Annotated in this window: 20 protein-coding genes and 1 pseudogene; 10 read left to right on the top strand and 11 right to left on the bottom strand. The window is 50.6% G+C overall.

Translation table 11 applies throughout. The features are described 5' to 3' along the window. Positions 1-421 precede the first annotated feature (421 nt). Positions 422-2,569, top strand: coding sequence for a formate dehydrogenase subunit alpha (gene fdhF, locus QQZ17_RS06070; RefSeq protein ID WP_152404973.1), 2,148 nt, complete (start codon positions 422-424; stop codon positions 2,567-2,569). 130 nt (positions 2,570-2,699) lie between these two features. On the opposite strand, the gene QQZ17_RS06065 is transcribed toward fdhF, so the two are convergent. The 4 genes from QQZ17_RS06065 to cspI form a co-directional block, all read right to left on the bottom strand. Further along, a complete protein-coding gene (locus tag QQZ17_RS06065) occupies positions 2,700-2,873 on the bottom strand; it encodes a GnsA/GnsB family addiction module toxin (protein WP_152404974.1) in 174 nt (57 codons plus the stop codon). 207 nt (positions 2,874-3,080) lie between these two features. Beyond that, complete coding sequence (locus QQZ17_RS06060; protein ID WP_152404975.1) at positions 3,081-3,311, bottom strand: hypothetical protein; 231 nt, start codon at positions 3,309-3,311, stop codon at positions 3,081-3,083. Positions 3,312-3,382: 71 nt separating this feature from the next. Continuing rightward, a complete protein-coding gene (ymcF, locus tag QQZ17_RS06055) occupies positions 3,383-3,571 on the bottom strand; it encodes a cold shock small protein YmcF (protein WP_080950054.1) in 189 nt (62 codons plus the stop codon). Between the two features lie 10 nt (positions 3,572-3,581). Next, positions 3,582-3,794 (bottom strand): cold shock protein CspI, encoded by a 213-nt coding sequence (gene cspI / locus QQZ17_RS06050; RefSeq protein WP_152406342.1) that lies wholly within the window; start codon positions 3,792-3,794, stop codon positions 3,582-3,584. Between the two features lie 627 nt (positions 3,795-4,421). On the opposite strand from cspI, the gene QQZ17_RS06045 reads away from it, so the two are divergent. Next, entirely contained in the window at positions 4,422-4,655 is a 234-nt protein-coding gene (locus QQZ17_RS06045; protein ID WP_152404976.1) for a hypothetical protein, read from the top strand. Then, positions 4,655-5,104 (top strand): NUDIX hydrolase, encoded by a 450-nt coding sequence (locus QQZ17_RS06040; RefSeq protein WP_152404977.1) that lies wholly within the window; start codon positions 4,655-4,657, stop codon positions 5,102-5,104. The genes QQZ17_RS06045 and QQZ17_RS06040 overlap by 1 nt, the downstream gene beginning before the upstream one ends. Positions 5,105-5,159: 55 nt before the next feature. Here QQZ17_RS06040 and QQZ17_RS26370 read toward each other — a convergent pair. Continuing rightward, a pseudogene (locus QQZ17_RS26370) lies at positions 5,160-5,315 on the bottom strand (hypothetical protein); the annotation flags it as partial. Between the two features lie 292 nt (positions 5,316-5,607). Continuing rightward, positions 5,608-6,084, bottom strand: a complete 477-nt coding sequence (locus QQZ17_RS06035; protein WP_152404978.1) for a GNAT family N-acetyltransferase — start codon at positions 6,082-6,084, stop codon at positions 5,608-5,610. Between the two features lie 445 nt (positions 6,085-6,529). Here QQZ17_RS06035 and QQZ17_RS06030 point away from each other — a divergent pair, with 445 nt between their 5' ends. Further along, positions 6,530-6,829, top strand: a complete 300-nt coding sequence (locus QQZ17_RS06030; protein WP_152404980.1) for a putative quinol monooxygenase — start codon at positions 6,530-6,532, stop codon at positions 6,827-6,829. A gap of 338 nt (positions 6,830-7,167) precedes the next feature. Here QQZ17_RS06030 and icd read toward each other — a convergent pair whose 3' ends face one another. Then, positions 7,168-8,418 (bottom strand): NADP-dependent isocitrate dehydrogenase, encoded by a 1,251-nt coding sequence (gene icd, locus QQZ17_RS06025; RefSeq protein ID WP_152404981.1) that lies wholly within the window; start codon positions 8,416-8,418, stop codon positions 7,168-7,170. A 200-nt stretch (positions 8,419-8,618) separates the two neighbouring features. Here icd and rluE point away from each other — a divergent pair, with 200 nt between their 5' ends. Genes rluE through purB form a run of 5 tightly spaced genes read left to right on the top strand, consistent with a single transcriptional unit; the run spans position 8,619 to position 12,934 of the window. After that, entirely contained in the window at positions 8,619-9,257 is a 639-nt protein-coding gene (gene rluE, locus QQZ17_RS06020) for a 23S rRNA pseudouridine(2457) synthase RluE (RefSeq protein WP_207105392.1), read from the top strand. 3 nt (positions 9,258-9,260) lie between these two features. Further along, on the top strand, positions 9,261-9,722 hold the full coding sequence (locus QQZ17_RS06015; RefSeq protein WP_152404983.1) for an NUDIX hydrolase: 462 nt from the start codon (positions 9,261-9,263) through the stop codon (positions 9,720-9,722). Positions 9,723-9,775: 53 nt separating this feature from the next. Continuing rightward, entirely contained in the window at positions 9,776-10,882 is a 1,107-nt protein-coding gene (mnmA, locus tag QQZ17_RS06010) for a tRNA 2-thiouridine(34) synthase MnmA (RefSeq protein WP_152404984.1), read from the top strand. A gap of 36 nt (positions 10,883-10,918) precedes the next feature. Further along, positions 10,919-11,560: a high frequency lysogenization protein HflD gene (gene hflD / locus QQZ17_RS06005; protein WP_042320078.1), complete on the top strand. Its 642-nt coding sequence runs from the start codon at positions 10,919-10,921 to the stop codon at positions 11,558-11,560. A 3-nt stretch (positions 11,561-11,563) separates the two neighbouring features. Then, positions 11,564-12,934: an adenylosuccinate lyase gene (gene purB / locus QQZ17_RS06000; RefSeq protein WP_152404985.1), complete on the top strand. Its 1,371-nt coding sequence runs from the start codon at positions 11,564-11,566 to the stop codon at positions 12,932-12,934. Positions 12,935-13,449: 515 nt separating this feature from the next. Here purB and lpxP read toward each other — a convergent pair. From lpxP to QQZ17_RS26365, 3 genes are all read right to left on the bottom strand, one after another. Next, a complete protein-coding gene (lpxP, locus tag QQZ17_RS05995; protein ID WP_152404986.1) occupies positions 13,450-14,385 on the bottom strand; it encodes a kdo(2)-lipid IV(A) palmitoleoyltransferase in 936 nt (311 codons plus the stop codon). 206 nt (positions 14,386-14,591) lie between these two features. Further along, positions 14,592-14,864, bottom strand: coding sequence for a hypothetical protein (locus QQZ17_RS05990; protein ID WP_187696625.1), 273 nt, complete (start codon positions 14,862-14,864; stop codon positions 14,592-14,594). Positions 14,865-14,943: 79 nt separating this feature from the next. Further along, positions 14,944-15,120 carry a YnfU family zinc-binding protein gene (locus QQZ17_RS26365; RefSeq protein ID WP_216631410.1) on the bottom strand — a complete coding sequence of 59 codons (177 nt, stop codon included), beginning with the start codon at positions 15,118-15,120 and terminating at the stop codon, positions 14,944-14,946. A 155-nt stretch (positions 15,121-15,275) separates the two neighbouring features. Here QQZ17_RS26365 and QQZ17_RS05985 point away from each other — a divergent pair, with 155 nt between their 5' ends. Beyond that, on the top strand, positions 15,276-15,509 hold the full coding sequence (locus QQZ17_RS05985) for a hypothetical protein (protein ID WP_004132711.1): 234 nt from the start codon (positions 15,276-15,278) through the stop codon (positions 15,507-15,509). Between the two features lie 19 nt (positions 15,510-15,528). Here the strand turns inward: QQZ17_RS05985 and QQZ17_RS05980 are convergent, their stop codons facing one another. After that, positions 15,529-24,108, bottom strand: coding sequence for a GH36-type glycosyl hydrolase domain-containing protein (locus QQZ17_RS05980; protein ID WP_152404988.1), 8,580 nt, complete (start codon positions 24,106-24,108; stop codon positions 15,529-15,531). Positions 24,109-24,231 lie beyond the last annotated feature (123 nt).

The following is a 24,231-nucleotide window of genomic DNA, read 5'->3' as shown; positions in this document are numbered from 1 at the left end:
CGTTAAAAAGGATAGCACATCGTCAGGAAATTGAAATTTGTGATGTACATCACCTTATTGAGCTTTCTGATTTCTCCCACAAAAGATGGGGTTGCAAGTTTAGATGATAAAGATTATCTTTCTCATTACTGAATAGTTGAGTAAATAACTCAGGTATTTAGTACGACATTGCTCACATTGCTTCCAGTATTTCTTGCCCGCCTTCGTGCGGGCTTTTTTTTGACGCCAGCTCGTCATTTATGTCGAATTCACTGTCATTTTTCCTGTCGGCTCTGCCTGGAGTCGCGTCAACGCTGACTTTGCCACTCTGGCACGTATTGTGCTTATCCTCTGCGTCATGACGACAACCCGAAGCTTCAGCGGCTCCGCGCTGGCTTCGTCACAATTTGCGCTATTTCAGCTTTTAACAGGTCTGTTATTGATGAAAAAAATCACCAGTGTCTGTCCCTACTGTGGGGCCGGGTGCAAGCTTAAGCTTGTTGTTGAAAATAACAAAATCATCCGCGCCGAAGCGGCTGAGGGCGTTACCAACCAGAACCAGCTTTGTCTGAAAGGGTACTATGGCTGGGACTTCCTCAACGATACCCGCCTTCTGACCCCTCGCCTCACCCGTCCGATGATCCGCTACCAAAAAGGCGGCAAATTTACCCCGGTCAGTTGGGATGAAGCGATCCGCTATACCGCCCGACGTTTACTGGAAATTCGCGACAGCGAAGGCCCGCGCGCCATTATGACTACCGGTTCCTCACGCGGCACCGGCAATGAAACCAACTATGTAATGCAGAAATTCGCCCGAGCGGTCCTCAACACCAACAACGTCGACTGCTGCGCCCGCGTGTGTCACGGACCTTCAGTGGCCGGACTCCAGGAAACGCTGGGCAATGGCGCGATGAGTAATTCCATCAGCGACATAGAAAACTCCAAATGCCTGCTGATCTTCGGCTACAACTGTGCAGACTCTCACCCGATTGTGGCGCGTCGGGTGATCAACGCGCGTCAGAATGGCGCGAAGATTATTGTTTGCGATCCTCGCCGCATAGAAACCGCCCGCATTGCTGACCAGCATCTGCAGCTGAATAACGGTTGCAATATGGCGCTGGTAAACGCCTTTGGTTACGTCCTCGTTGAAGAACAGCTTTACGATAAAGAATACGTACACAAGCATACGCAAGGGCTGGATGCCTATTGGCAGACGGTTAAGGACTATTCGCCGGAAGCCGTCGAGCACTTAACCGGCGTTCCGGCCTCACAGGTGCGTCAGGCGATGCGGACCTTTGCCGCAGCCCCTTCCGCAACCGTAATGTGGGGGATGGGCGTGACGCAGTTTGGTCAGGCCGTCGATGTGGTACGCGGATTATCGAGCCTTGCGCTGTTGACCGGTAACCTCGGTCGTCCTCACGTGGGTGTCGGCCCGGTTCGAGGACAGAACAACGTCCAGGGAGCCTGCGATATGGGCGTATTACCTAATCTCTTTCCCGGATATCAGGATGTTACCGATGCGGCCGTCAGAGAGAAATTCGCCAGCGCCTGGGGAATCGACGCCAGCCGGATGGACGACAAGGTCGGCACACGCATCACCGAAGTTCCGCATCTGGCGCTGGAAGGCAAAATCAAAGCCTACTACATCATGGGGGAAGATCCGCTGCAAACAGAAGCCGATCTGGGACTGGTGCGCGACGGTTTCGCGGCGCTGGATTTTGTCGTGGTACAGGATATTTTCATGACCAAAACCGCCGAGATGGCGGACGTTATTTTACCCGCCACCTCCTGGGGGGAGCACGGCGGCGTATTCACCTGTGCCGATCGGGGCTTCCAGCGCTTTGAAAAGGCCATTGAACCTACCGGTGACGTGAAGCGCGACTGGGAAATTATCAGCCTGCTTGCCAGCGAAATGGGCTACCCCATGCACTATGAAAACAATCAGCAAATCTGGGATGAGATGCGTGAGCTGTGCCCGCTGTTCTATGGTGTGACTTACGAAAAGATGGGCGATATGGGACATGTCCAGTGGCCCTGCCCCGACCTTGACCACCCCGGTACGCCATATCTGTATGAAAACAGCCGCTTTGACACAAAAGACGGTAAAGGCAAGTTGTTTGCCGCACCGTGGCGCGCCCCTGCGGAAGTCCCTGACGAGGTGTATCCACTGGTCTTGTGTACGGTGCGCGAAGTCGGTCACTATTCCTGTCGTTCTATGACCGGTAACTGTGCCGCGCTGCAGGCGCTTGCCGATGAACCCGGCTATGTGCAAATCAGCTTGCAGGATGCGCAAAAGGCGGGCATTCGCCATCGCGACCTGGTGTGGGTTAGCTCGCGCCGGGGAAAAGTGATCAGTCGGGCGGATGTCTCCGAACGTATTAATCACGGGGCAGTGTATATGACCTATCAATGGTGGATTGGCGCGTGCAATGAATTAACGCAGGATAATCTCGACCCTATCTCAAAAACGCCGGAAACCAAGTATTGTGCGGTTAAGGTCGAGAAGATTGTCGATCAGCAGTGGGCCGAACGCTATGCTGCGCAGACCTACCGTGACATGAAGACGCGACTTTGCGAGGCGATTGAATAGCGTAACGACATCGCGTAGCGGGTGAAATGAGCTCAAACCACCTCCAGTGGAGGTGGTTTGAGTTTGATAATAAAAAAGCACCCTCTCTTTATAAGATGATGCTTTCATTAGCGCTGGTTGTCGATGACCGCTAGATCAAATTAATTTTGATGTCATAGCTTTCCAACCCAGTCATTTTCTCTCGCGCCGTAAACTGGATATCAGAGACTTCTTTACCTGTCTTTTTTTTGAGCTCAACTATTTTTTTGGTAATAAAATCAGAAATATCCGCTTCAGTTTTTCTCTTTAACTCTTCGATTTTCATTATGCACCTCTTGGTCTGTAACGGCACCGATGCCCCCAGCAGATCCCATGATTCATGTGAAAACTTATACAACCACTGATATCTATAAACGATATGCAGTAAAGTTTCAATAATCAAGAGGTTAGTGGATATGGTTTATACCAAACCTGCTCAAGAAGCAAACAACAATCCGCAGTTTTACTGCCGTTCATAGAGGACTATGAGTCGTTATTTAAAGAGCTTTGATGCCGCCGCAATAATTTCTTCCGAAGTGACAGCCCGATCAGAGGCAACATGAACTATTTTATGATCTCCAGTGAGAGACGGGAAACCTGCGGACATGACTTGCAGGTGTGCCTTTTCCCCATTAGGGTACTCACGCATTATTGTAGTAATACTCTTCATGACTGATACGACTACTGCCGATTCTGAATTAAAAAATACTATCACTTTTTTCATAATTATTCCGTGATGATTCCGTTAATAAGAATAGCTTAAAAATAAAAAAGGCTCCCAAAGGAGCCTGAATTTTATTTTCTGAAATCCAATGGAGACTGACCAGAACGAATGTACATTGCAATATTATCGAATGTTATCATTGTAGTTTTGCAAAAAATACATTTCGCGCCGAAAGGATTTCTATCAGTGACATCGAAAGACGATGTTCTGTACTGAGACCCATGGCAACAAGGGCATCTGAAGTGAATATTATTAGTAATAGCAGTTTCCTTAAAGCGCCACGACGTTAACTGCCGAGGGACCTTTTGGACCTTGCTCGATACCGAACTCGACTTCCTGATTCTCATTCAGCGTCTTAAAATCGTTACTCTGGATAGCAGAGAAATGGACGAATACATCCTTACTACCATCTTTTGGAGTGATAAAACCAAAACCTTTTTCAGGATTGAACCATTTAACTAAACCAGTCATTTTGTTAGACATAATCATTACCTTTTTGAGTAAGCCCTTGGGCAGAATGGTCCGAAGAAAAATTATCAGAGAGGAAAAACCAACAAGGAAGTCTCAACAGGAACAAATAATAAAACTATTCTAGTGACTGCTTCAGATAAATTCATAACAAACCAGAACTCCATTAACGCATGATTAACGCGACATAGCAAGGTATAGTTTTGTAAGTCAGTTAACCCGCTACTAACGAACAAAAAAATAATATAAATAGCTTTAACCAGAAATTATGCCATGCTGATTCTGACCTTTATCTATCGCCCTAAGTTGTGAGGGATTTTGGCTCATGGAAGAGTCTCATTTTCCCCCTTCGCTTTTCTGTTTTTCAGCGACAGAACATACTGTTACGTTAATCGACGATATTTTTTGTGACTCTTCTCCCGACAATACACTTTTAGTGTTTCTTCAGGACTCATATGTCTTTGACAAGTCACTCCTGCCATGTCGCGTTCATCAGCGATGACAACCTAACGTTCATGCTTCTGGTGCAATATCTACGAGCATGTCGCGTACAATCCGGCGTTGGCTACGGTTGTTTTGCTTGTGACGACAGCGACAAGATCTGCGGTGTGCTTTGCGGCATCAGTCCAGGGCTACGCACCGATGGTCCATAAAAATGGTGTCTGGGGACTGGCAACTGCGCGGCTTTTTAATGAAGCACCCAGGCAGTTAGCGCAGCAACAAAGCTCGGACAAAATAGGTGGTAACAAGCGTATTGCGTTATATACTTTTCGCGCGCGCCACGGCATGAACAACCTGGCCGTTGCTGCAGTTCGTTATCCTAAACGATATGGCTGCGGCATCCTCCGTTTTGGCCATGCGAAAAGGAGTGAGTAATGGACTATGTACAGCAGATGCGCAGCATGATTGGTCATCGTTTACTTTTACTGGCGGGTTCTAATGTCGTTCTGACAGACCAAAATCAGCGTATCCTCCTGCAACATCGACGGGACGGAACATGGGGCCTGCCCGGTGGGCTTCTTGAACCGGGTGAGTCTTTGGAAGAAACAGCCATACGTGAAGTTAAGGAAGAAACAAATCTTGATGTCCACAACCTGACTTTATTGGGCGTTTTTTCCGGTCCGGAATATACATTTACACTTCACAACCAGGACAAAATCAACGTCGTTACATCCCTTTTCTGGTCTGGTGACTGGAGTGGAGAAATAGTGAATGACCCCGAAGAAGGGCTGGAGCTTGCTTTTTTTTCTCCGAATGATTTACCTAACAATATGGACAAAGAATATCAGGTTTATATAAGCCATTATCTGGCATGGTTAAAATGAACCAGCCGAATGTGTGATAGCTCATGCCTGCATAGACTGTAACTGTATTTCCCGTTCACTTACCCGTCGTAACAGTTGCGGCACGACAGGGACGAGATATGCAGCGCCGAAGACGTTCGAAGTCATCGGTCGCGGTCTTCGCGGCGATCGCGCCTTCCATACCTTTAACGATCAGGTCCGCGGCTTCGAACCACTGCATGTGGCCCAGCAGTGCATAGAGAAAATTTGTTCAACACTATGATAAATATCAACTTATTCAACTTTCAGCCTGTAAAAAGGCTCAATCACTCATGACGCAGCACCTTGATTAACAAAATTATATTTGTCGTTTTGGGAAAGTTTTCTGCTCTGTTTTGAAGCAACTTAGTTTTCTTTTGGTTAGTACTTTGTGGTGTGAATTAGACTAACCTGCCTCGAATAAACATCAGGACTCGGGGCCAGTTATGAGCGAATAGCGAACATAGTTTCGTCGATACTGCCGGCTTTTATTGCGTGTCAGTGGCTCAACCCGTAATAGATTTACTCATATTGATACCCGTCACTCCGAATCCGCTGGTTTCATAGACATGCCGGGCGCGAGCATTATCACCTGCAACACGCAATCTGATCTCTTTAAAACCTTTCGCCAGCAGATACTCTTCGAAAGCACGTAGAGATTGTTTGCCAAGTCCCAATCCCTGACAGGAGTTGAAAATATGAAAATCGTAGATAAAAACAGTGCGCTTAGTCGAGTCTGGTTTGTACCAGAGATAACCTACATGATTGTTAGTATTGTCCGAATGAGCAACAATACACATTAATACTTGCCCATGTGTATTAATTCCATCGGGAAGCATTTCCGCTATTTCCTGCTTCGCTCTGGCAAGAGAATCACGAGGGGAGACCATGTAGTTTGATTCGATCTCATATGCATAATCATTAACGAAATATTCGAGATAAGCAGGATACTCATCTTTTGTCATCGCTCGAAAAGAAATCATATCGGAATCCTCAACCTTATCATGCTGAAAAATATGAATATATTAATAACAACGCAGATCTCTATCGTCAATCATGTTCACGTCTAAATATGCGTTCAGGCCAGGTGATTAGCATAAGATAGCTAAACAACGCGCCGTTCAGGCTGCGGATATCCTGGTGACATCGGTAAAAGTAGTAAACGGGCCTGTTCTGCTTATGGGTCATTGGGTGATGAATCGACTGATTGCAAAGGAACTCGTATCGATGGGCTGGAAAGAGTATCGTCGACAGGGCAACGGTTACTGGAACGCTGTTATCTACAGCTTACTGTAAGTAAAAATCTTGATTAAACATTCAATATATCCAACCTCTTGAGTCTACCAGGCCCGCTTCTGGCTCTGACCAGCCCTTCAGGCTGGAATTACACGTAAAGAGCCTTGTACCATTTTTAATGAAGGAGTTCGCATGCTAAAGGTCATCGCCGAAGATTTTATCAAACTTGAGTGTGTCGAAACCGTTCTCCCTTTCTACCGCGAACTCATCGCCGCAACAAAGAAAGAGCCCTTGTGTATTGCTTATGATTTGTACCAGGATGAAAAGGATCCGGGGCATTTTATTTTCATTGAAGAGTGGCCTGACCGGGCAGCACTCGATGCACACTGCGCCAGCGAGCATTTCACTCGGCTTGTTCCTTTGATTGATCAATACGCGCGTAAAGCGGCGCAGTACATTCTGATGGATGGTCGGGTGGAACCAGAGAGATAACGTTCGATTCTGGCATGAAGTGGACTAACCCAGAGTCGAAGCCAATTCTACGCAAGACCTAAAATAATCCTCTATCCATTTAACGATTTTCCAGCTCAAGATAATCCGCATTGCTGATCGAGTCCGCGCCCCCAAAATCCAATAACCCGTCGAAGTCTCCATTCGTGGGATGAGTAATCTTCTCCCTGAAAAAAGTGCATGAAACTAAAACGGGTCTATTTACACGCTGACCTAACGCTTATCGGCTGAAAGCAAAACTATTTTGGGGCAGAACGTTAAAAGGGGTAAAAAAAACGGGAACCCATCGGCTCCCGTTCTTGTTTAACCCAGATACTGGATTACATGTTTTCGATGATCGCGTCACCAAACTCTGAACATTTCAGCAGTTTAGCGCCTTCCATCAGACGTTCGAAGTCATAGGTCACGGTCTTCGCGGCAATCGCGCCTTCCATGCCTTTAACAATCAGGTCTGCGGCTTCGAACCACTGCATGTGGCGCAGCATCATCTCAGCGGACAGGATGATAGAGCCCGGGTTAACTTTGTCCTGACCGGCGTATTTCGGCGCCGTACCGTGCGTTGCTTCGAACAGCGCGCACTCGTCACCAATGTTTGCGCCAGGGGCGATACCAATACCACCTACCTGTGCAGCCAGAGCGTCAGAGATGTAGTCACCGTTCAGGTTCATACAGGCGATCACATCATATTCGGCCGGACGCAGCAGGATCTGTTGCAGGAACGCATCGGCAATCACATCTTTAACCACGATCTCTTTACCGGTGTTCGGGTTCTTGATTTTCATCCACGGGCCGCCATCGATCAGTTCAGCACCGAATTCTTCACGCGCTAACTGGTAACCCCAGTCTTTGAACGCGCCTTCGGTGAACTTCATGATGTTGCCTTTATGAACCAGGGTCAGAGAGTCACGGTCGTTAGTGATCGCGTATTCGATCGCCGCACGAACCAGACGCTTGGTACCGTCTTCGGAGCACGGTTTGATACCGATACCGCAGTGTTCAGGGAAGCGAATTTTCTTCACGCCCATCTCTTCACGCAGGAATTTAATCACTTTTTCTGCATCTGCAGAGTCCGCTTTCCACTCGATACCGGCGTAGATGTCTTCTGAGTTTTCACGGAAGATAACCATGTCGGTCAGTTCCGGATGTTTAACCGGGCTTGGGGTGCCCTGATAGTAACGAACTGGACGCAGGCAAACGTACAGGTCAAGTTCCTGACGCAGCGCAACGTTCAGAGAGCGAATACCGCCACCAACCGGGGTGGTCAGCGGGCCTTTAATCGCCACGCGGTAGTCACGAATCAGATCCAGGGTTTCCGTCGGCAGCCAGACGTCCTGGCCGTATACCTGGGTGGATTTCTCACCGGTGTAAATTTCCATCCAGGAGATTTTACGCTCGCCTTTATAAGCTTTCTCAACGGCAGCGTTGACAACTTTGATCATCGGAGGGGTAACATCAACACCGATGCCGTCGCCTTCAATGAATGGGATAATCGGATTGTGCGGCACATTTAGCTTGCCGTCTTTCAGGGTGATTTTTTGACCTTCTGCCGGAACAACTACTTTGCTTTCCATTCACCTCTCCTTCGAGCGCTTCTGGTTGCTCGTCTGTCATCGCGCTGCATGTGCTTTTGCGTCCTGCTGCACGACTGCGTTAGAGCAATTTTTTGTTAATGTTTTGTAATGAGCATGTCAATACTACCCTAATGTTCGCTGCCATGAAAGACACTCGTTATTAGGCTATAATGCGGCAATTGATAAGATCTGAAAATACCATGCAAAAAACTTCTTTTAGAAATCACCGGGTTGAGCGATTCAGCCAGCGACAAGTCACTAAGCGTCGGAAAGAAAACCAGCCAAAACGCGTGGTTTTGTTCAATAAACCTTACGATGTTTTGCCACAATTTACCGACGAGGCTGGACGCAGCACGTTGAAAGATTTCATCCCTGTGCAGGGCGTTTACGCCGCAGGTCGTCTCGACAGAGATAGCGAAGGGTTGCTGGTGCTCACCAATGACGGCACATTACAGGCGCGACTGACGCAGCCCGGCAAGCGTACCGGGAAGATTTACTACGTGCAGGTAGAAGGTGAACCGACGGCGGAGGCGCTGGAGGCGCTGCGCAATGGCGTGACGTTAAACGATGGGCCCACCCTGCCTGCCGGTATTGAAGTGGTCGCGGAGCCCGAGTGGCTGTGGCCGCGCAATCCGCCCATTCGCGAACGTAAGAACATCCCAACCTGCTGGCTAAAAGTGACCTTATATGAAGGCCGTAACCGCCAGGTGCGACGAATGACCGCACACGTTGGTTTTCCCACATTGCGCCTGATCCGTTACGCGATGGGCGATTACACCCTGGAGAACCTGGCCAACGGTGAATGGCGAGATGCCACTGAAGAAGAAAATAAAGGATAGGTCATGTTCAAACCGCACGTCACGGTCGCCTGCATCGTTCATGCAGAGGACAAATTTTTAATCGTTGAAGAAACCATCAACGGCAAAGCGCTATGGAATCAGCCCGCCGGGCATCTGGAAGCAGATGAAACGCTGGAGCAGGCCGCTGCTCGGGAGTTGTGGGAAGAGACTGGCATAAAAGCGCAGCCTCAGCACTTCATTCGCATGCATCAGTGGATTGCACCGGACAGCACGCCGTTTTTGCGGTTTCTGTTTTCCATTGAACTTGCCAATATGTGCGACACCGAACCCCATGACAGCGATATCGACTGTTGCCGTTGGGTGAGCGCTGACACCCTCCTCAACGCCCCAAACCTGCGTTCTCCGCTGGTTGCCGAAAGCGTTCGCTGCTATCAGAGCGGAATGCGTTACCCGCTGGAGACGATCGGCGCATTTAACTGGCCGTTTACAGAGGGTGTCAAGTAAGGGGCTGCGTGCTAGAATATGCCGCCTTGAAGTTCAATGTCGTGAGTATTCCAATGTCAGAAAGCCCAAAAAAAGTGATCGTCGGCATGTCCGGCGGTGTCGATTCCTCCGTTTCCGCCTGGCTGTTGCAACAACAGGGTTATCAGGTAGAAGGCCTGTTCATGAAGAACTGGGAAGAGGACGACGGTGAGGAATATTGCACAGCGGCAGCCGATCTGGCCGACGCTCAGGCCGTCTGCGACAAGCTCGGCATTGAACTGCACACCGTAAACTTTGCGGCAGAATACTGGGATAACGTCTTTGAACTGTTCCTTGAAGAGTACAAAGCGGGCCGTACGCCGAATCCGGATATTCTGTGCAACAAAGAGATCAAATTTAAAGCCTTCCTGGAGTTCGCAGCAGAAGATCTGGGCGCAGATTACATCGCTACCGGACACTATGTTCGTCGGGCGGATGTCGACGGTAAGAGCCGCCTGCTGCGCGGAGTAGATAGCAATAAAGACCAGAGCTACTTCCTCTACACGCTGGGCCATGAGCAGATCGCGCAAAGTCTGTTCCCGGTTGGCGAGCTGGAAAAACCGCAGGTGCGCAAAATTGCCGAAGACCTGGGGCTGGTAACCGCGAAGAAAAAAGATTCTACCGGCATTTGCTTCATCGGCGAGCGTAAGTTCCGCGAGTTTCTGGGCCGCTATCTGCCGGCACAGCCGGGTAAAATCATTACCGTGGACGGCGAAGAGATTGGTCAGCATCAGGGGCTGATGTACCACACTCTGGGTCAGCGTAAAGGTCTGGGCATCGGTGGTACCAAAGAAGGAACGGAAGATCCGTGGTACGTGGTGGACAAAGATGTTGAGAACAACATTCTGGTGGTTGCTCAGGGTCATGAGCATCCGCGTCTGATGTCCGTCGGTCTGATTTCGCGGCAGCTGCACTGGGTCGATCGTCTGCCGTTCACCGGCACGATGCGCTGCACGGTGAAAACCCGCTACCGCCAGACCGACATTCCGTGCACCGTTAAAGCCCTGGATGCCGAACGCGTCGAGGTGATGTTTGACGAGCCGGTGGCCGCCGTCACCCCAGGCCAGTCAGCGGTCTTTTACCGCGGCGACGTGTGCCTCGGCGGCGGCATTATCGAGCAGCGACTGCCCCTGCCGGTATAATTATTCTCAACAGACTGATACAAGGAAGCAGTGATCGTGGCAAAGAATTATTATGACATCACCCTCGCACTGGCTGGAATCTGCCAGTCAGCACGCCTGGTGCAACAACTGGCGCACCAGGGACATTGTGATGCCGATGCGCTCCACGTCTCACTGAACAGCGTTATCGATATGAACCCCAGCTCAACGCTGGGCGTGTTCGGCGGCAGCGAGGCCAATCTGCGCCTCGGTCTGGAAACCCTGCTCGGCGTGCTGAATGCCAGCAGCCGTCAGGGGCTGAATGCGGAACTGACTCGCTATACGCTTAGCCTGATGGTGCTCGAGCGTAAACTCACCGCCGCCAAAGGCGCGCTCGATACGTTGGGCGAGCGGATCAACGGCCTGCAACGCCAGCTCGATCACTTTGATCTGCAGTCTGAAACGCTGATGAGTGCGATGGCCGGTATCTATGTCGATGTTATCAGCCCGCTGGGTCCGCGCATTCAGGTGACCGGTTCCCCTGCCGTGTTGCAAAGCCCGCAGGTACAGGCCAAAGTTCGCGCTTCGCTTCTGGCCGGCATTCGCGCCGCCGTGCTCTGGCATCAGGTCGGCGGGGGCCGTCTACAGTTAATGTTTTCTCGTAATCGCCTGACGACTCAGGCAAAACAAATTCTTGCTCATTTAACCCCGGAGTTGTGATCTATGGAATTATCCTCACTGACCGCCGTTTCCCCTGTCGATGGACGCTACGGCGATAAAGTCAGCGCGCTGCGCGGGATTTTCAGCGAATATGGTTTGCTGAAATACCGTGTACAAGTAGAAGTACGCTGGCTGCAAAAACTGGCCGCGCACGCAGCGATCAAGGAAGTTCCTGCTTTTGCTGCCGACGCAATCGGTTTCCTCGATGCTATCGTCGCGAACTTCAATGAAGAAGATGCGGCGCGTATTAAAACCATCGAGCGCACCACTAACCACGACGTCAAGGCGGTCGAGTATTTTCTGAAAGAGAAAGTGGCGAATGTCCCGGAACTGCATGCGGTGTCCGAATTCATTCACTTCGCCTGTACCTCTGAAGACATCAACAACCTGTCTCACGCGCTGATGCTGAAAACCGCCCGTGATGAAGTGGTGCTGCCTTACTGGCGTCAACTGATTGACGCGGTCAAAGATCTGTCCGTGCAGTATCGCGATATTCCCCTGCTCTCCCGCACCCACGGCCAGCCGGCTACGCCGTCAACCCTGGGCAAAGAGATGGCTAACGTGGCTTATCGTATGGAACGTCAGTTCCGCCAGCTTAACCAGGTGGAAATCCTCGGCAAAATCAACGGTGCCGTCGGTAACTATAACGCCCACATTGCCGCTTATCCGGAAGTGGACTGGCATCAGTTCAGCGAAGAGTTCGTCACTTCGCTGGGTATTCAGTGGAACCCGTACACCACGCAGATTGAGCCGCACGACTACATTGCTGAACTGTTTGACTGTATCGCCCGCTTTAACACCATTTTGATCGACTTCGATCGCGACGTCTGGGGTTACATCGCGCTGAACCACTTCAAGCAGAAAACCATCGCCGGTGAAATTGGCTCTTCCACCATGCCGCACAAAGTGAACCCAATCGACTTCGAAAACTCCGAAGGCAACCTGGGCCTGTCTAATGCGGTGCTTCAACATCTGGCGAGCAAACTGCCGGTTTCCCGCTGGCAGCGCGATCTGACCGACTCCACCGTTCTGCGTAACCTGGGCGTGGGTATCGGCTATGCGCTGATCGCCTACCAGTCCACCCTGAAAGGGGTGAGCAAGCTGGAAGTAAACCGCGACCGTCTGTTGGACGAGCTGGATCACAACTGGGAAGTACTGGCCGAGCCGATCCAGACCGTGATGCGTCGTTACGGCATTGAAAAACCGTACGAGAAGCTGAAAGAGTTAACCCGTGGTAAGCGCGTCGACGCTGAAGGTATGAAGCAATTTATCGACAGCCTGCCGCTGCCGGACGACGAGAAAATCCGCCTGAAAGCCATGACCCCGGCCAACTATATTGGTCGTGCGATCACTATGGTTGACGAGCTGAAATAAATACCTGGCCCGGTGGCACAACGTCACCGGGCCGACTTCCTGCACATCGCTTGCGCCGCCATCCGGCACTTCCCTCCCTCTTTCCCCCGGTTTATGAAATGTTTATCCCCGCAACTCCATAATCAGCGTTAAACTGCGCACATAAAAAACAAACAGATTTTAAAACATACATTTATAACAATATCAATATGTTGAAAAGGACTCAATCAGACGATAACAGATAATATCAGCTATTTCATCACCCCCAGAGTTACCCCTAAACTATTTTTTACCCCCAAATATGCCCCAAATTATTTGACGTTAGCTATAGGGCAGAATCGTCTACCAGGGCGGGATCAGTCCAAGGTTTAAAGGGCAGCTTTGAGCTGTTGAACTCACATCGAAAAACGGACCTTCAAATCCGAACAGGTTTAATTGATTAACCATGACTGTCAGTTACGCCATCGTTAACATGAAGTAGATCGAGTAATTCCTCATCCCATTTTTAACAAATACACAATGGCAAGAAAAATAGATTATGGCTCATGACAAGTAGAGTGATTCATTTGTATAAAGATGACTTCGCCTTCAGGACGCGTTTTGAACCTGCGATGCATCCACAGGTATTGCTCAGGGACACGGAGAATTTCACACTCGATGATCTTGTTCATATAAGCCGCTGCGGCGACCTTGTCTTCCCCTGGATAGCCTGACAACGGATTGCTGATATACATGTGATAACCTTTTTTATCGCTACGACGAAACATGCTAAGTGTGATCAAGTGTGCACCAGCGAGTTTTGACAGAGCATACGTTCCGTTCGTCGTGGCTGCTTTTTTTACCGAGAAAAAAGGTGCAAAAACGCTTCCCTTAGACCCATAATCCTGATCTGGTGCAAACCATACGGCTTCCCCGGCCTTCAGCGCATGAACATAACCAGATAAATTACGTCGATTAATCATAGTCTTATTTGAACGCATACGCCCTTTTGTCTGTACCCATTCCATTAATGGATTATTGTGTGGGCGATACGTTGCCATCATAGGATGACATAAACCCATTACTCTTCCACACAATTCAAGGGACATAAAATGAATCCCGACAACCAATACTCCTCTGGTCGCACTGGTCAGGTTTTCAAGCCCTTCGACATCAAACCATTTTTTGACTCTCGCATCGCTCCAGAACCAGGCCATTCCTGTTTCCATCAGTCCCAGCCCGAGAGAAACAAAGTTTTTATTGACCATCTGGCTCCGGGCAAACGGTGTCATCCCTGGAAAGCAGAGTTCGATATTTCTAATCGCAATTCCTTCCCGGCGTTTCAGAAAGGGTATGGATATTTTTCCAAGGCCAGAGCCCAGAATATGTAAAACCGGGTAAGGAAGTTGAACGAGAAGCCACAGCAGACCCAAACCAGACCAGGTAAGCCAGTAGCGGGGATGAAGTAAATTATGAGTAAAAGTCTGTGCCATAAATTTCCTTAATGCTAATGAAGGTTATAACGCAAAAGGAAAACAATGAGACAATTCGTCTTTAGCGATGCATTTTGTTTTAGATAATTTAAATCTGTCTAAATTCAGAAAAAACAAATAATTTTGCAATGACTGGTAAAGGATTTAAAGAGTCAGGAGTGAATTGTAAACCAGCAAAGTTTTTCTATTATAAATCCATGGATTTATCATTGATACTCAAGAAATTGTCTTCTTGATTCATCATCATCAAGGTACTCAAAAGAAAGAAGGCGAATTTTGGTAAGTTTATAAAACCACTCGCAATCGTTTCGTTGAATAATTTCGCCAGGTTTAAAACATATCCCGGATGCCACCCGGATAATCGCATATTTCCCATTACTAAACCTGACCCGGTGAATACAAAAAGGTTGACCGACCTGCCCGTGACAGCTGTTCGACAGGATATGTCCTTCAATAAAAACAGATTTTTTAGATTTCATTATCATACCCTCGACAACTACAGTACAGGAGAAATGTTGTCATTTCCCAACATCACTTACGTTAAGTGGCAGAAGCTGATCAGCCGCCTATACACCAGCATTCTGAAGGTCTGAACAACAGTCCGCAGGCAGGGCACTCAAGAACCGCATCTTTTCTTAGTTTACCTGCTTTCTGATCAGCTCTGTGTGCACATATCGGGCAGGCAACATGAACTGGTCTTTCTTTAAAGTGCCTGAGTCCTTTTGTATAAGACATAATTAAAGCTCTCTGAGGAATACAATAATTATTATACGCTTTAATATAATAATAACTGGTTTAAGTTATGTTGATTTATGACTGAACCAGAAGAAGAGATATTGAAAATTAAACGTCTGATTTATGATATACTAACCTTCCATGAGAAATTTATGATGAAATCAGAAGACACCCTTGACTGGTATCCGGCACAGCTACCGCCAGTGAAAATTATTCTTGGCGAAGCCGTGCTGGCTGTGGGTAAACAGGGCCGACCGATTAATACCCGCACCTTGCTGGAATACCTTCAGGTCATGCAGGACAAACAAAAAAGGCGGGATGACAAAATCGCCATGCAGACTGCGATTGATGTTCTCAGGGATAATCAGCGCATTAACGGCAGACGTTAATGCGCCTCCGGGATCAGTGTTAGTTCTGAATGATCTCAACTATATGGTTTTGTCCGTCATCCTGCAGCGGTATTCTGTCATCAGGGAGGAGAACACCATCCAGTGTCACGCGATATTCTGCATCACCGCGTGAGACACTAATCTGATAATGGCTTTCGCCATATTGATAGGCCATAGAAAAAGACGGCCACTCATCCGGTAACCGGGCATGAACACTAAAGTCAGTACCTGAACGTTTTATCCCCAGTAATTCCTCAGTAAGTAAACGCCAGGCCCAGCCTGCGGAACCGGTATACCAACTCCATCCTGCACGTCCGGTATGGGGAGCGACGCTGTAGACATCAGCACTCATGACATAAGGCTCCGCTTTATAAATCCCGACCGAGGCTGCATTCAGAGTATGATTTATAGGGTTGAGAATTGACCAGAGTTGCCAGGCACGTTCGGCATTCCCCATCCGGGCAAATGCCATCACGGCCCAGATGGCACCATGAGTATACTGCCCTCCGTTTTCCCGCACACCGGGCAGGTAGCCCTGTATGTAACCCGGATTTGGACCGTGTCCATCGAAAGGAGGCGTTAACAGTTTGATCAGTCCCCCTTCGTTATCAACAAGGTGCTTATCCAGCGCCTGCATGGCCTTTGCGCACCGTTCCTGACTCGCGGCTCCGGACAATACAGACCAGCTCTGCGCAATCGCATCAATCCGGCAGTCCTGTGAGGCTTTCGACCCCAGGGGAGTTCCGTCGTCAAAATACCCGCGCCGGTACCATTCACCATCCCAGGCGTGGGCTTCGAGATTGCTTTGCAGGCGCAGAGCCTGTGAACGGCACATCGAGGCGATACTTTCATCCAGCCTGCGCTCCGCCAGCGCTGCAAACCGCTGCAAAATGTCATACAGGAAGAAGCCCAGCCAGACGCTTTCACCTTTGCCTTCGATACCCACCCGGTTCATCCCGTCATTCCAGTCACCAGCCCCCATCAACGGCAGACCATGCTCCCCGAACCGCTGTCCATGGCGAATAGCTTTGATGCAGTGTAACCAGAGAGTCTCTTCGGTGCCGCTGATGACCGGCGTGTCATAGATAGACTCTTCACCAGGTTGAAGCGGGCGTCCCTCCAGGTAAGGAATGCATATTTCCAGTGCATCCGTATCCCCCGTCGTTTCAACATAGTGGCAAACAGCAAGCGGCAGCCACAGGTAGTCATCGGAACAGCGGGTACGAACACCGTTGCCGTGTGGCGGGTGCCACCAGTGCTGCACATCACCCTCGATAAACTGCCGTGATGCACAGAGTATTATCTGTTCACGCATCCGGTTCGGGGCAGCATGGCTCAGTGCCAGTGTATCCTGCAGTTGATCGCGAAAACCAAATGCACCGCCAGACTGATAGTAACCACTGCGGGCCATAAGGCGACAGGCTATTGTCTGATACAACAGCCAGCCATTAACCAGTAAATTTACGGACGTGTCGGGGGTGTTAACCACGATTTTATCGAGCACATTGTGCCAGTGGTTATGAATATGGTTCAGCTCCTGGCGGACCGTATCCTCGTTCATGTAACGAGCCAGCGTCTCCTGAGCACAAACATCATTCTCCTCTGTGCCGAGGATAAAAATAAACGTCCTCTGATCTCCATCAATTAATGTAACCGTCGATTGTACCGCCCCGCAGGGATCCAGACCGGCGCCCGTCTTACCTGAAAGTCTGCGCAGTTTCATGGCCGACGGGGCGTGCAGGGAACCATTACGGCCGATAAACTCCCGGCGGTCCCCTGTCAGCGAACAATCATTACCGCTGACGGCAAAAAATGCAGTTCGGCCGCCACCATTATCACCATAAAAGTTGTTCGCCAGCACCCCGCAGCCGCCAGGCGTTCTGGTCGCATGTGTCACAATGTGAGGGGCTGAGCGAGTTCGTGATCCTCCGAGCGTCCACTCCACATAGCCTGTGACGGAGAGTTTACGTGTCCGTCCCGAAGAGTTACTGAGCGTCAGGAGCACCAGTTTAACCGGTGCCTCTTCGGCAACCAGGACCGTCAACTCGCTGTCTATACCACTCTCACGATGGGCAAAAACGCTGTAACCAAAACCATGGCGGGTCAGGTAATCACCGTGTCCGCGAACAGGCAAAGCCGTCGGTGACCAGCACTCACCGCTCTCTTCATCGCGCAGATAAAACGCTTCGCCGCTTCGATCACTCACCGGATCGTTCTCCCACGGTGTCAACCGGTATTCATGTGCATTCTCATACCAAGAGTAGGCCTGTCCTGCCTCTGAAATCACACTGCCAAAATGGGAATTTGCCAGTACGTTTGACCAGGGAGCTGGTGTCTGCGCATTTTCCCGGAGGACAATCTGATACTCCCGACCATCCTGAGAAAATCCACCGTACCCATTGAAATGGCATAACTGACTGATATCGGGGCTCCAGTCCGTATGTTGATTACGCTCGCGCACAGCGCGCGGAATGAATGCTCTGGCCGGCAATTTCAGGGTATGTATACGCTGGTTAAGCTGCTCATTAATCCCCCCCGCGCGGTCATCAAGATAAAGACAGGCCACGCTCATCAAAAGCAACTTATCCTCAGCGGAGAGATGCTCACCATTACGGACAAAAAGCCCGCCTGTTTTGTCCAGCAGACTGGCTTCAGACCCGGCATAAATTAAATCCATAATCTGATTTTGTAATCCCTGCTGGTAGCCGCCGGGGCTGTTATTCAGGATAACCAAATCAACATCCAGCCCTTTCTGTCTCCAGTAACGGTGTGCCTGAATCAGTGTGGTCACTGAGGTTATACTTTCCTCGCTGGTTATACTAAACAACACTATCGGCAGATCGCCTGAAATTGCCCAGCCCCACAGACCGGACTGACCACGCCGGTTGCGGCTGATCACCTGGCCTTCAGCGCGCAACTCCTGGACAGGGTAAAGCACAGCGCTGGCGAGACGATTGAACAAAGAGGCATCATCTTCACTGGCGTTCATCTGGCGTAATACTACCAGACTGTGAGACCAGGCCAGTTCAAAGACGCGATCGGCGATAGGGTAATCGCGATATTTTTCCAGCAGCGCCAGGCTCTGTTGACGGGTCTCACTGATGCCATAAATAATATCAATCGTGACCGGCTGCCCCGGTTGCAGAATTATGGCATGGCGAATTGCCAGTATCGGATCCAACACTGACCCCGACGTGTTGCTGAGCGACCCTCCTGCCTCTATTGCCAGGGCATCAGCAGGGTTTCTGCCACGCCCGATAAATTTTGCCCTGTCCGTTTCAAACGAGACGTTATGTCGGTTATCGCCATGTACCACCATCATGTGAAACAGGCAGGGACACGCTTCATCCGGGGAGCGCGGGCGCCGGTGGCAAAGAATAGCGTCACGCTCAGGATCCAGCTCAGTTTGAATAAACAGATTGCTGAATACCGGGTGTGTCAGATCGCTAGCATCAGGTGCCAGTACCACTTCAGCATAGGTTGTCAGTTCCAGAGAGCGGGGCTGACGCCCACGATGAATCAGTGTGAGCCGCCGCAACTCAACATCATCCTCCGGGGAGATCACCACCTGAGTTTTGACACTGACTCCCCCAAAGGTGCGTCTGAATTCAGCCCCCGCATCGGTGAATAACACTTCCTCGTCGTGTCCGCTGGTATAGCCTGTCGGTTGCCAAGTATTGCTCCACACATTTCCCGTCTGTGTATCACGGATGTAGCAGAATGCTCCCCAGTTATCACGGGTGGTATCACTGCGCCAGCGTGTTAGTGCAATATCGTTCCAGCGACTGTAACCACCGCCGCCCGCGGTCAACATCAGATGATAATGGCCGTTGGACAGGAGTTGAATATCAGGAGCTGGTGTATCCACGCCATAGAAAATACGGGGTTCATAGCGAACGGGTTTGACCCTGCCTTCATGAGATTCAAAATGGCGGCGCGGACTGTACAGATCGACCGCATCCGGTACGCGCTCTTGTAACAGCAGACTCGCTGACCGGAATACCGTACTGGACATGAATCGTTCAGTCATGGGGGCGTCAAGCAGCACATGAGCCAGTGCCTGAAATGCCATGCCCTGGTGGTGCGCCATCCAGGACTGTACCACCGCATAGAGCTGGCCGGTTGCGAGGCGTGAGGGGGTATAGTCCAGCGCTTCATAAAAGCCGTATTCGCCGTGTGCGCCATTTTTTTGCAGTCTGAACAGGTTCTCACAGGCTCTTTGTGGAGAAACCATCAGCGCCAGCATTGTGGCGTAAGGTGCGACAACCATGTCATCGGCAAGTCCCCTGCGCAGACCAAGACCCGGTACGCCAAATGCCTGATACTGATAATTATGCTGAACATCAAAAGCATGATAGCCAGACTCTGAAACGCCCCATGGTACCCCGCGTTCTTTCCCCCAGTGAATCTGGCGCATAACCGCCGACTGACTCATTTCTTCGAGCAGGCTGCCGGGCCAGGTGGGCATCACCAGATTTGGCATCAGATATTCAAACATGGACCCGCTCCATGACATCAGGGCAGTTTCACTATCAATCGTGGTAAACAGTCGACCCAGCGCGTACCAGCTTTTAAGAGGTAGCTGATTAGTCGCAATGGCAAGAAAACTGGTCAGGCGGATTTCAGACGGCAGGAGATCGTAGTGGCTCTTGTCAGGCGTATTCGTGTCACAGTTATAACCGATACTGAGCAAACTGGTTGCTTCGCTGTACAGAAAGGCGAAATCCATCCGGGCATGCTCATCCAGCCGCTGTTCAAGTTCGGTGATAATATTCAGTCGCATTCGGGCCTGCTCCATCGCTGACGCCGGTGATGTTCCTGTACCGGTTAATGTCGGACGAGCAAGCTCGCTCAACGTCGGCAGCGTCTGTTCGTTCCACGATACAGGTAACCAGCCAAGCAACAACGACCACTCATGGCAGAACTGAACCAGTTGATGCTCCAGATGTCCTGCCCAGCGAATCTGAAGGGGTGATCCTTGATGACATAACGTGGACAGATGGTTGCACTGGATGCTCATGTTTTTCAGTTCGCTGAAAAACGCCTGTGGAGAGAGTGACATCGCGCTCAGGCAGTGTTTGCGTAGCAGCCGCAGGCTGTCTGGTAGGTTTTGACCCCACTGTTTTTCCAGAATATCCAGCGTATCGCTCAGTCCTGCCAGTATCTGTTGGCTGTTTAAAACAGGCTGATGACGCATGGAGGACAGCCCTGCACGCAGCGTCAACAAATGCCCGGCCATATTGCCGCTGTCGACGCTGGAGATATAGCGTGGACTGAGGGGGATCAGCGTACGGGTGTCATACCAGTTGTAGAGATGGCCCCGGTAGTGCTCCATTTTATCCAGCGTGTCGAGCGTGAGCGACACGCGCCGGAGCACCTCTCCGCCGGGCAGGTAGCCAAAGTCCCATGCCGTCAGGTTAGCCATAAGTGAAAGACCAATATTGGTAGGTGAAGTTCGATGTGCCACCGTCGGTTGTGGTATTTCCTGATAATTATCAGGCGGAAGCCAGTTCTCTTTTGCTGTGACAAAGGTTTCAAAAAAAGCCCAGATTTCACGGCTTGTCTGGCGTAACAGCTGTTTTTGTTCCTGATTTGGCGAAAATACCTTACGCACGGGCTGGCGACTCAACCAGCTCATCAGCAGCGGTGCCACACACCATAACAAACCGATCGGCAACGCAATCCACAGCAGTTGGGGGGTAAATTGTCCGGTCAGTATTATCAGCGTCACGCCACCGGCAACATTCAGCCACATCGCCTGATAAAAACATGCAACAGTGGGTCTGGCCTGATTACTGTCCTGGCTGTGGCTGACCCACTGGCTGAGGTGACGCCTGCTTATCCCCAGTCGCCATAGCGTCACGGCGATCGCTTTCAGTGAATATCCGGCTTCGTGCGGCAGTATCGCAAAATTAAGACCGATACCTGACAGACGCTTCAGCGCGCCCGCCCCCACAAGTAACAGATGCGGCTTCAGGCGGCGGCGCAGAGGTTTATTGAGAAGGTCATGGGTGATGCAGAGGATGGCTGGCAACAGCCAAATCAGTGACAGTATGCCCAGCCAGTAAACCGGATTGGGTACCCAAAGCAGGGTGAAGTACAGCAATACCAGTAAAGAGGGGGCTACCAGACTGCGACGTAGATTATCGAGTAATTTCCAGTAAGAAAGCGCGGTCAGCGGATTCCGGGCACAGGTTCCATCGGCTTTTCTGACACGTGGTTTCAGCCAGTTAAGCAGTTGCCAGTCACCCCGGATCCAGCGTGAACGGCGTGCAACATCCGACAGATAATTATTAGGGTACTGTTCGTAGAGTAACACCTCACTCAGCAGACCCGAGCGCGCATAGCACCCTTCAAGGAGATCATGGCTGAGAACCAGATTTTCCGGACAGGTATTGGCAGTAGCCTGCATAAAAATGTCAACATCGTAAATCCCTTTGCCCACGAACGATCCTTCCCCAAAGAGATCCTGATAGATATCCGAAGACATCATCGAATAGGGGTTATTACCCGGTATGCTGCTGCGCAGGGCTGCGTAACGCCCCTGACCATCGCGTGGTATCTCCTCCGCAAGACCGGGTTGCAGAATGCCAAATCCTTTGACAACCCTCTGGCGTAGCGGATCATACTCTGGCGTATTCAGCGGATGCGCCATCGCCGCAACCAGTTTATGTGCCGTATCGCGCGGCAGCACCGTATCACTGTCCAGGGTAATGACGTATTTAATGTAACCCGGTAAAAGGTGTGCAGGCATGTCTGCAACGCTGACGAATTGCGTTCCCGGATGGCGCAACCAGCTGTTCAGTAACGCCAGTTTTCCCCGCTTGCGTTCATAACCTATCCACATTCCTTCCGCGGGGTTCCATTCAGGCTGGCGATGTAACAGATAAAAACGTGGTCGGCCGGAGGGGTAGCGCCGATTCAGCGCCTGCGTATCGGCGATAGCCTGTCTGAGCAGCGCGTGACTTTCCGGCGAGGGTTCATTTTCAGAATCAGCAAAATCAGTGAGCAGCGCGAACCTGAGATTTTCGTTTTCATTCCCAAGCCAGCAGACTTCAAGACTGGTGAGGAGCTGGATGAAACTTTCGTGGCTGGTCAGCATGCAGGGAATGACTAACATGGTGGCACTGTCAGCGGGAATACCGGCTGAAAAATCCATCCCCGGCAAGGGGCGAGGAACGCGAAAACGGGTGGTTGCATCACTGAGCAAATCGCTCATTAACTGAGTTAATGCGATAATCAGAGGTAATATCACCGCGATCAATAGCCAGTCTGCGCCCTGCATGGCGGTTTCGTGCAATATTGCTGCGGTCGCTGCGGTTGTCAGCAACGCCAGGCTTCCAAGCCATGACAGCAGGGTTATTCTGTTGAAACTGTGCCGCAAGCGTATGAGCCTTGAGGCGTCTGCCAGGAGATGAATATCCAGCGCCTGTCGACCTTCGCCCGCAAGATAATAACCAACATGATGTTCCGGTGTATCAGGCGCTTTTTCCTCTGAAAACGCCAGCGCCGTCTCAGCAACCTCAGGCTCGCTGAGACCGCTGTCTCTGGCCAGAACCTCAACTACGTGCCGGTAATGATCCCGGGTATTGAAGTGCATCCGGGGATAGATGCCGGCAGGATCATTGCGTAATGCCTGTTCGACAACGCTTATCGTTTCGGCGAAATCAGCCCAGTCCGTTTCACTCAATAAACGCAGGCCCGCGATGCTGTTACTGACGGACAGCTGGCTGGCGGCAAGCTGCTGATTGAAACTATGTATGAGAACGTCAGTGGTGATCCCCTGTTCCCGAAGGCACTGATCAACCCAGGTCAGAGGTAACGACAGCGCGTTGCCATGCCCCTGCAGGCGCCGCACCAGCTCTGCGACAAACGCGCTGGTTAACGGAGGTCGGGAGCGCGCCATATCGGCAACCACCATGATTAAATCACCAGGCGCACTCTCTGCGCATTCGACAATCCTTGTTATCCACGTATCAGCAAGGTTTCTGTCCTGCTGCGCTTTTATCACTTCCATACTGATACGACGAAGATTTTCAATCAGCGCAAGGCGCAGCATTCCCGGTAACGCCCAGACTTCACCCAGCGTCAGCGGCGTCACCTGTTGATAGGCAGTGAGATAGCTGGTCAGGCTGGCTGCATCCCAGCGACCATCGCCGTGAGCTATGGCCTCTGATGCAATATGGTAAATTCGCGGGCAATTCAGCGACATCAGCGATGGGAGACCTTTACCAAAGCTTTTCGGCAAGTGCTGGCGGACAGTGCGGATTTGTTCCTCAACCAGATAATAATTGTCCAGCAACCACTCCCCGGCGGGCATGATACTGGTCTTTTTACCCGAGTTAAGCTCATAGCAGTTTTGGGTGATGACTGCCTCATTGTCGCCGAGTCTTTTCAGAAGGTAATACGGAAGTTTATCCGGCGATATTTTATGGGTCCGTGCCAGTTTCTGACCGTAGCGTTCCATCTGGGCGGTCGAAAAGAGTTCTGACTGCAGAGTGCTTTCACCGGAAGGATCGTTCGCCGAAAACATAACGTTTCCGGAGGCATTCTCAGGAATACGGGAGCGGTTAAACCATGCTCTGGGGTTCATTTTCATAGCGTTGCTCTGATGCGACGTTAGCGCGCAGGAGCAGTTGCGAAATCAGTTCAGAAACGTTCTCTCAGGATGGGCGTAAGGCATCAGGGATTTAACAGCTGCTGGAATTTAACTTAAGTATAG

This window comes from Citrobacter sp. T1.2D-1 (assembly GCF_950098555.1).
Taxonomy (GTDB): domain Bacteria; phylum Pseudomonadota; class Gammaproteobacteria; order Enterobacterales; family Enterobacteriaceae; genus Citrobacter_A; species Citrobacter_A telavivensis.
Note: the sequence above shows the minus strand (reverse complement) of the source record. Positions and strands in the feature narration are given on the sequence as shown.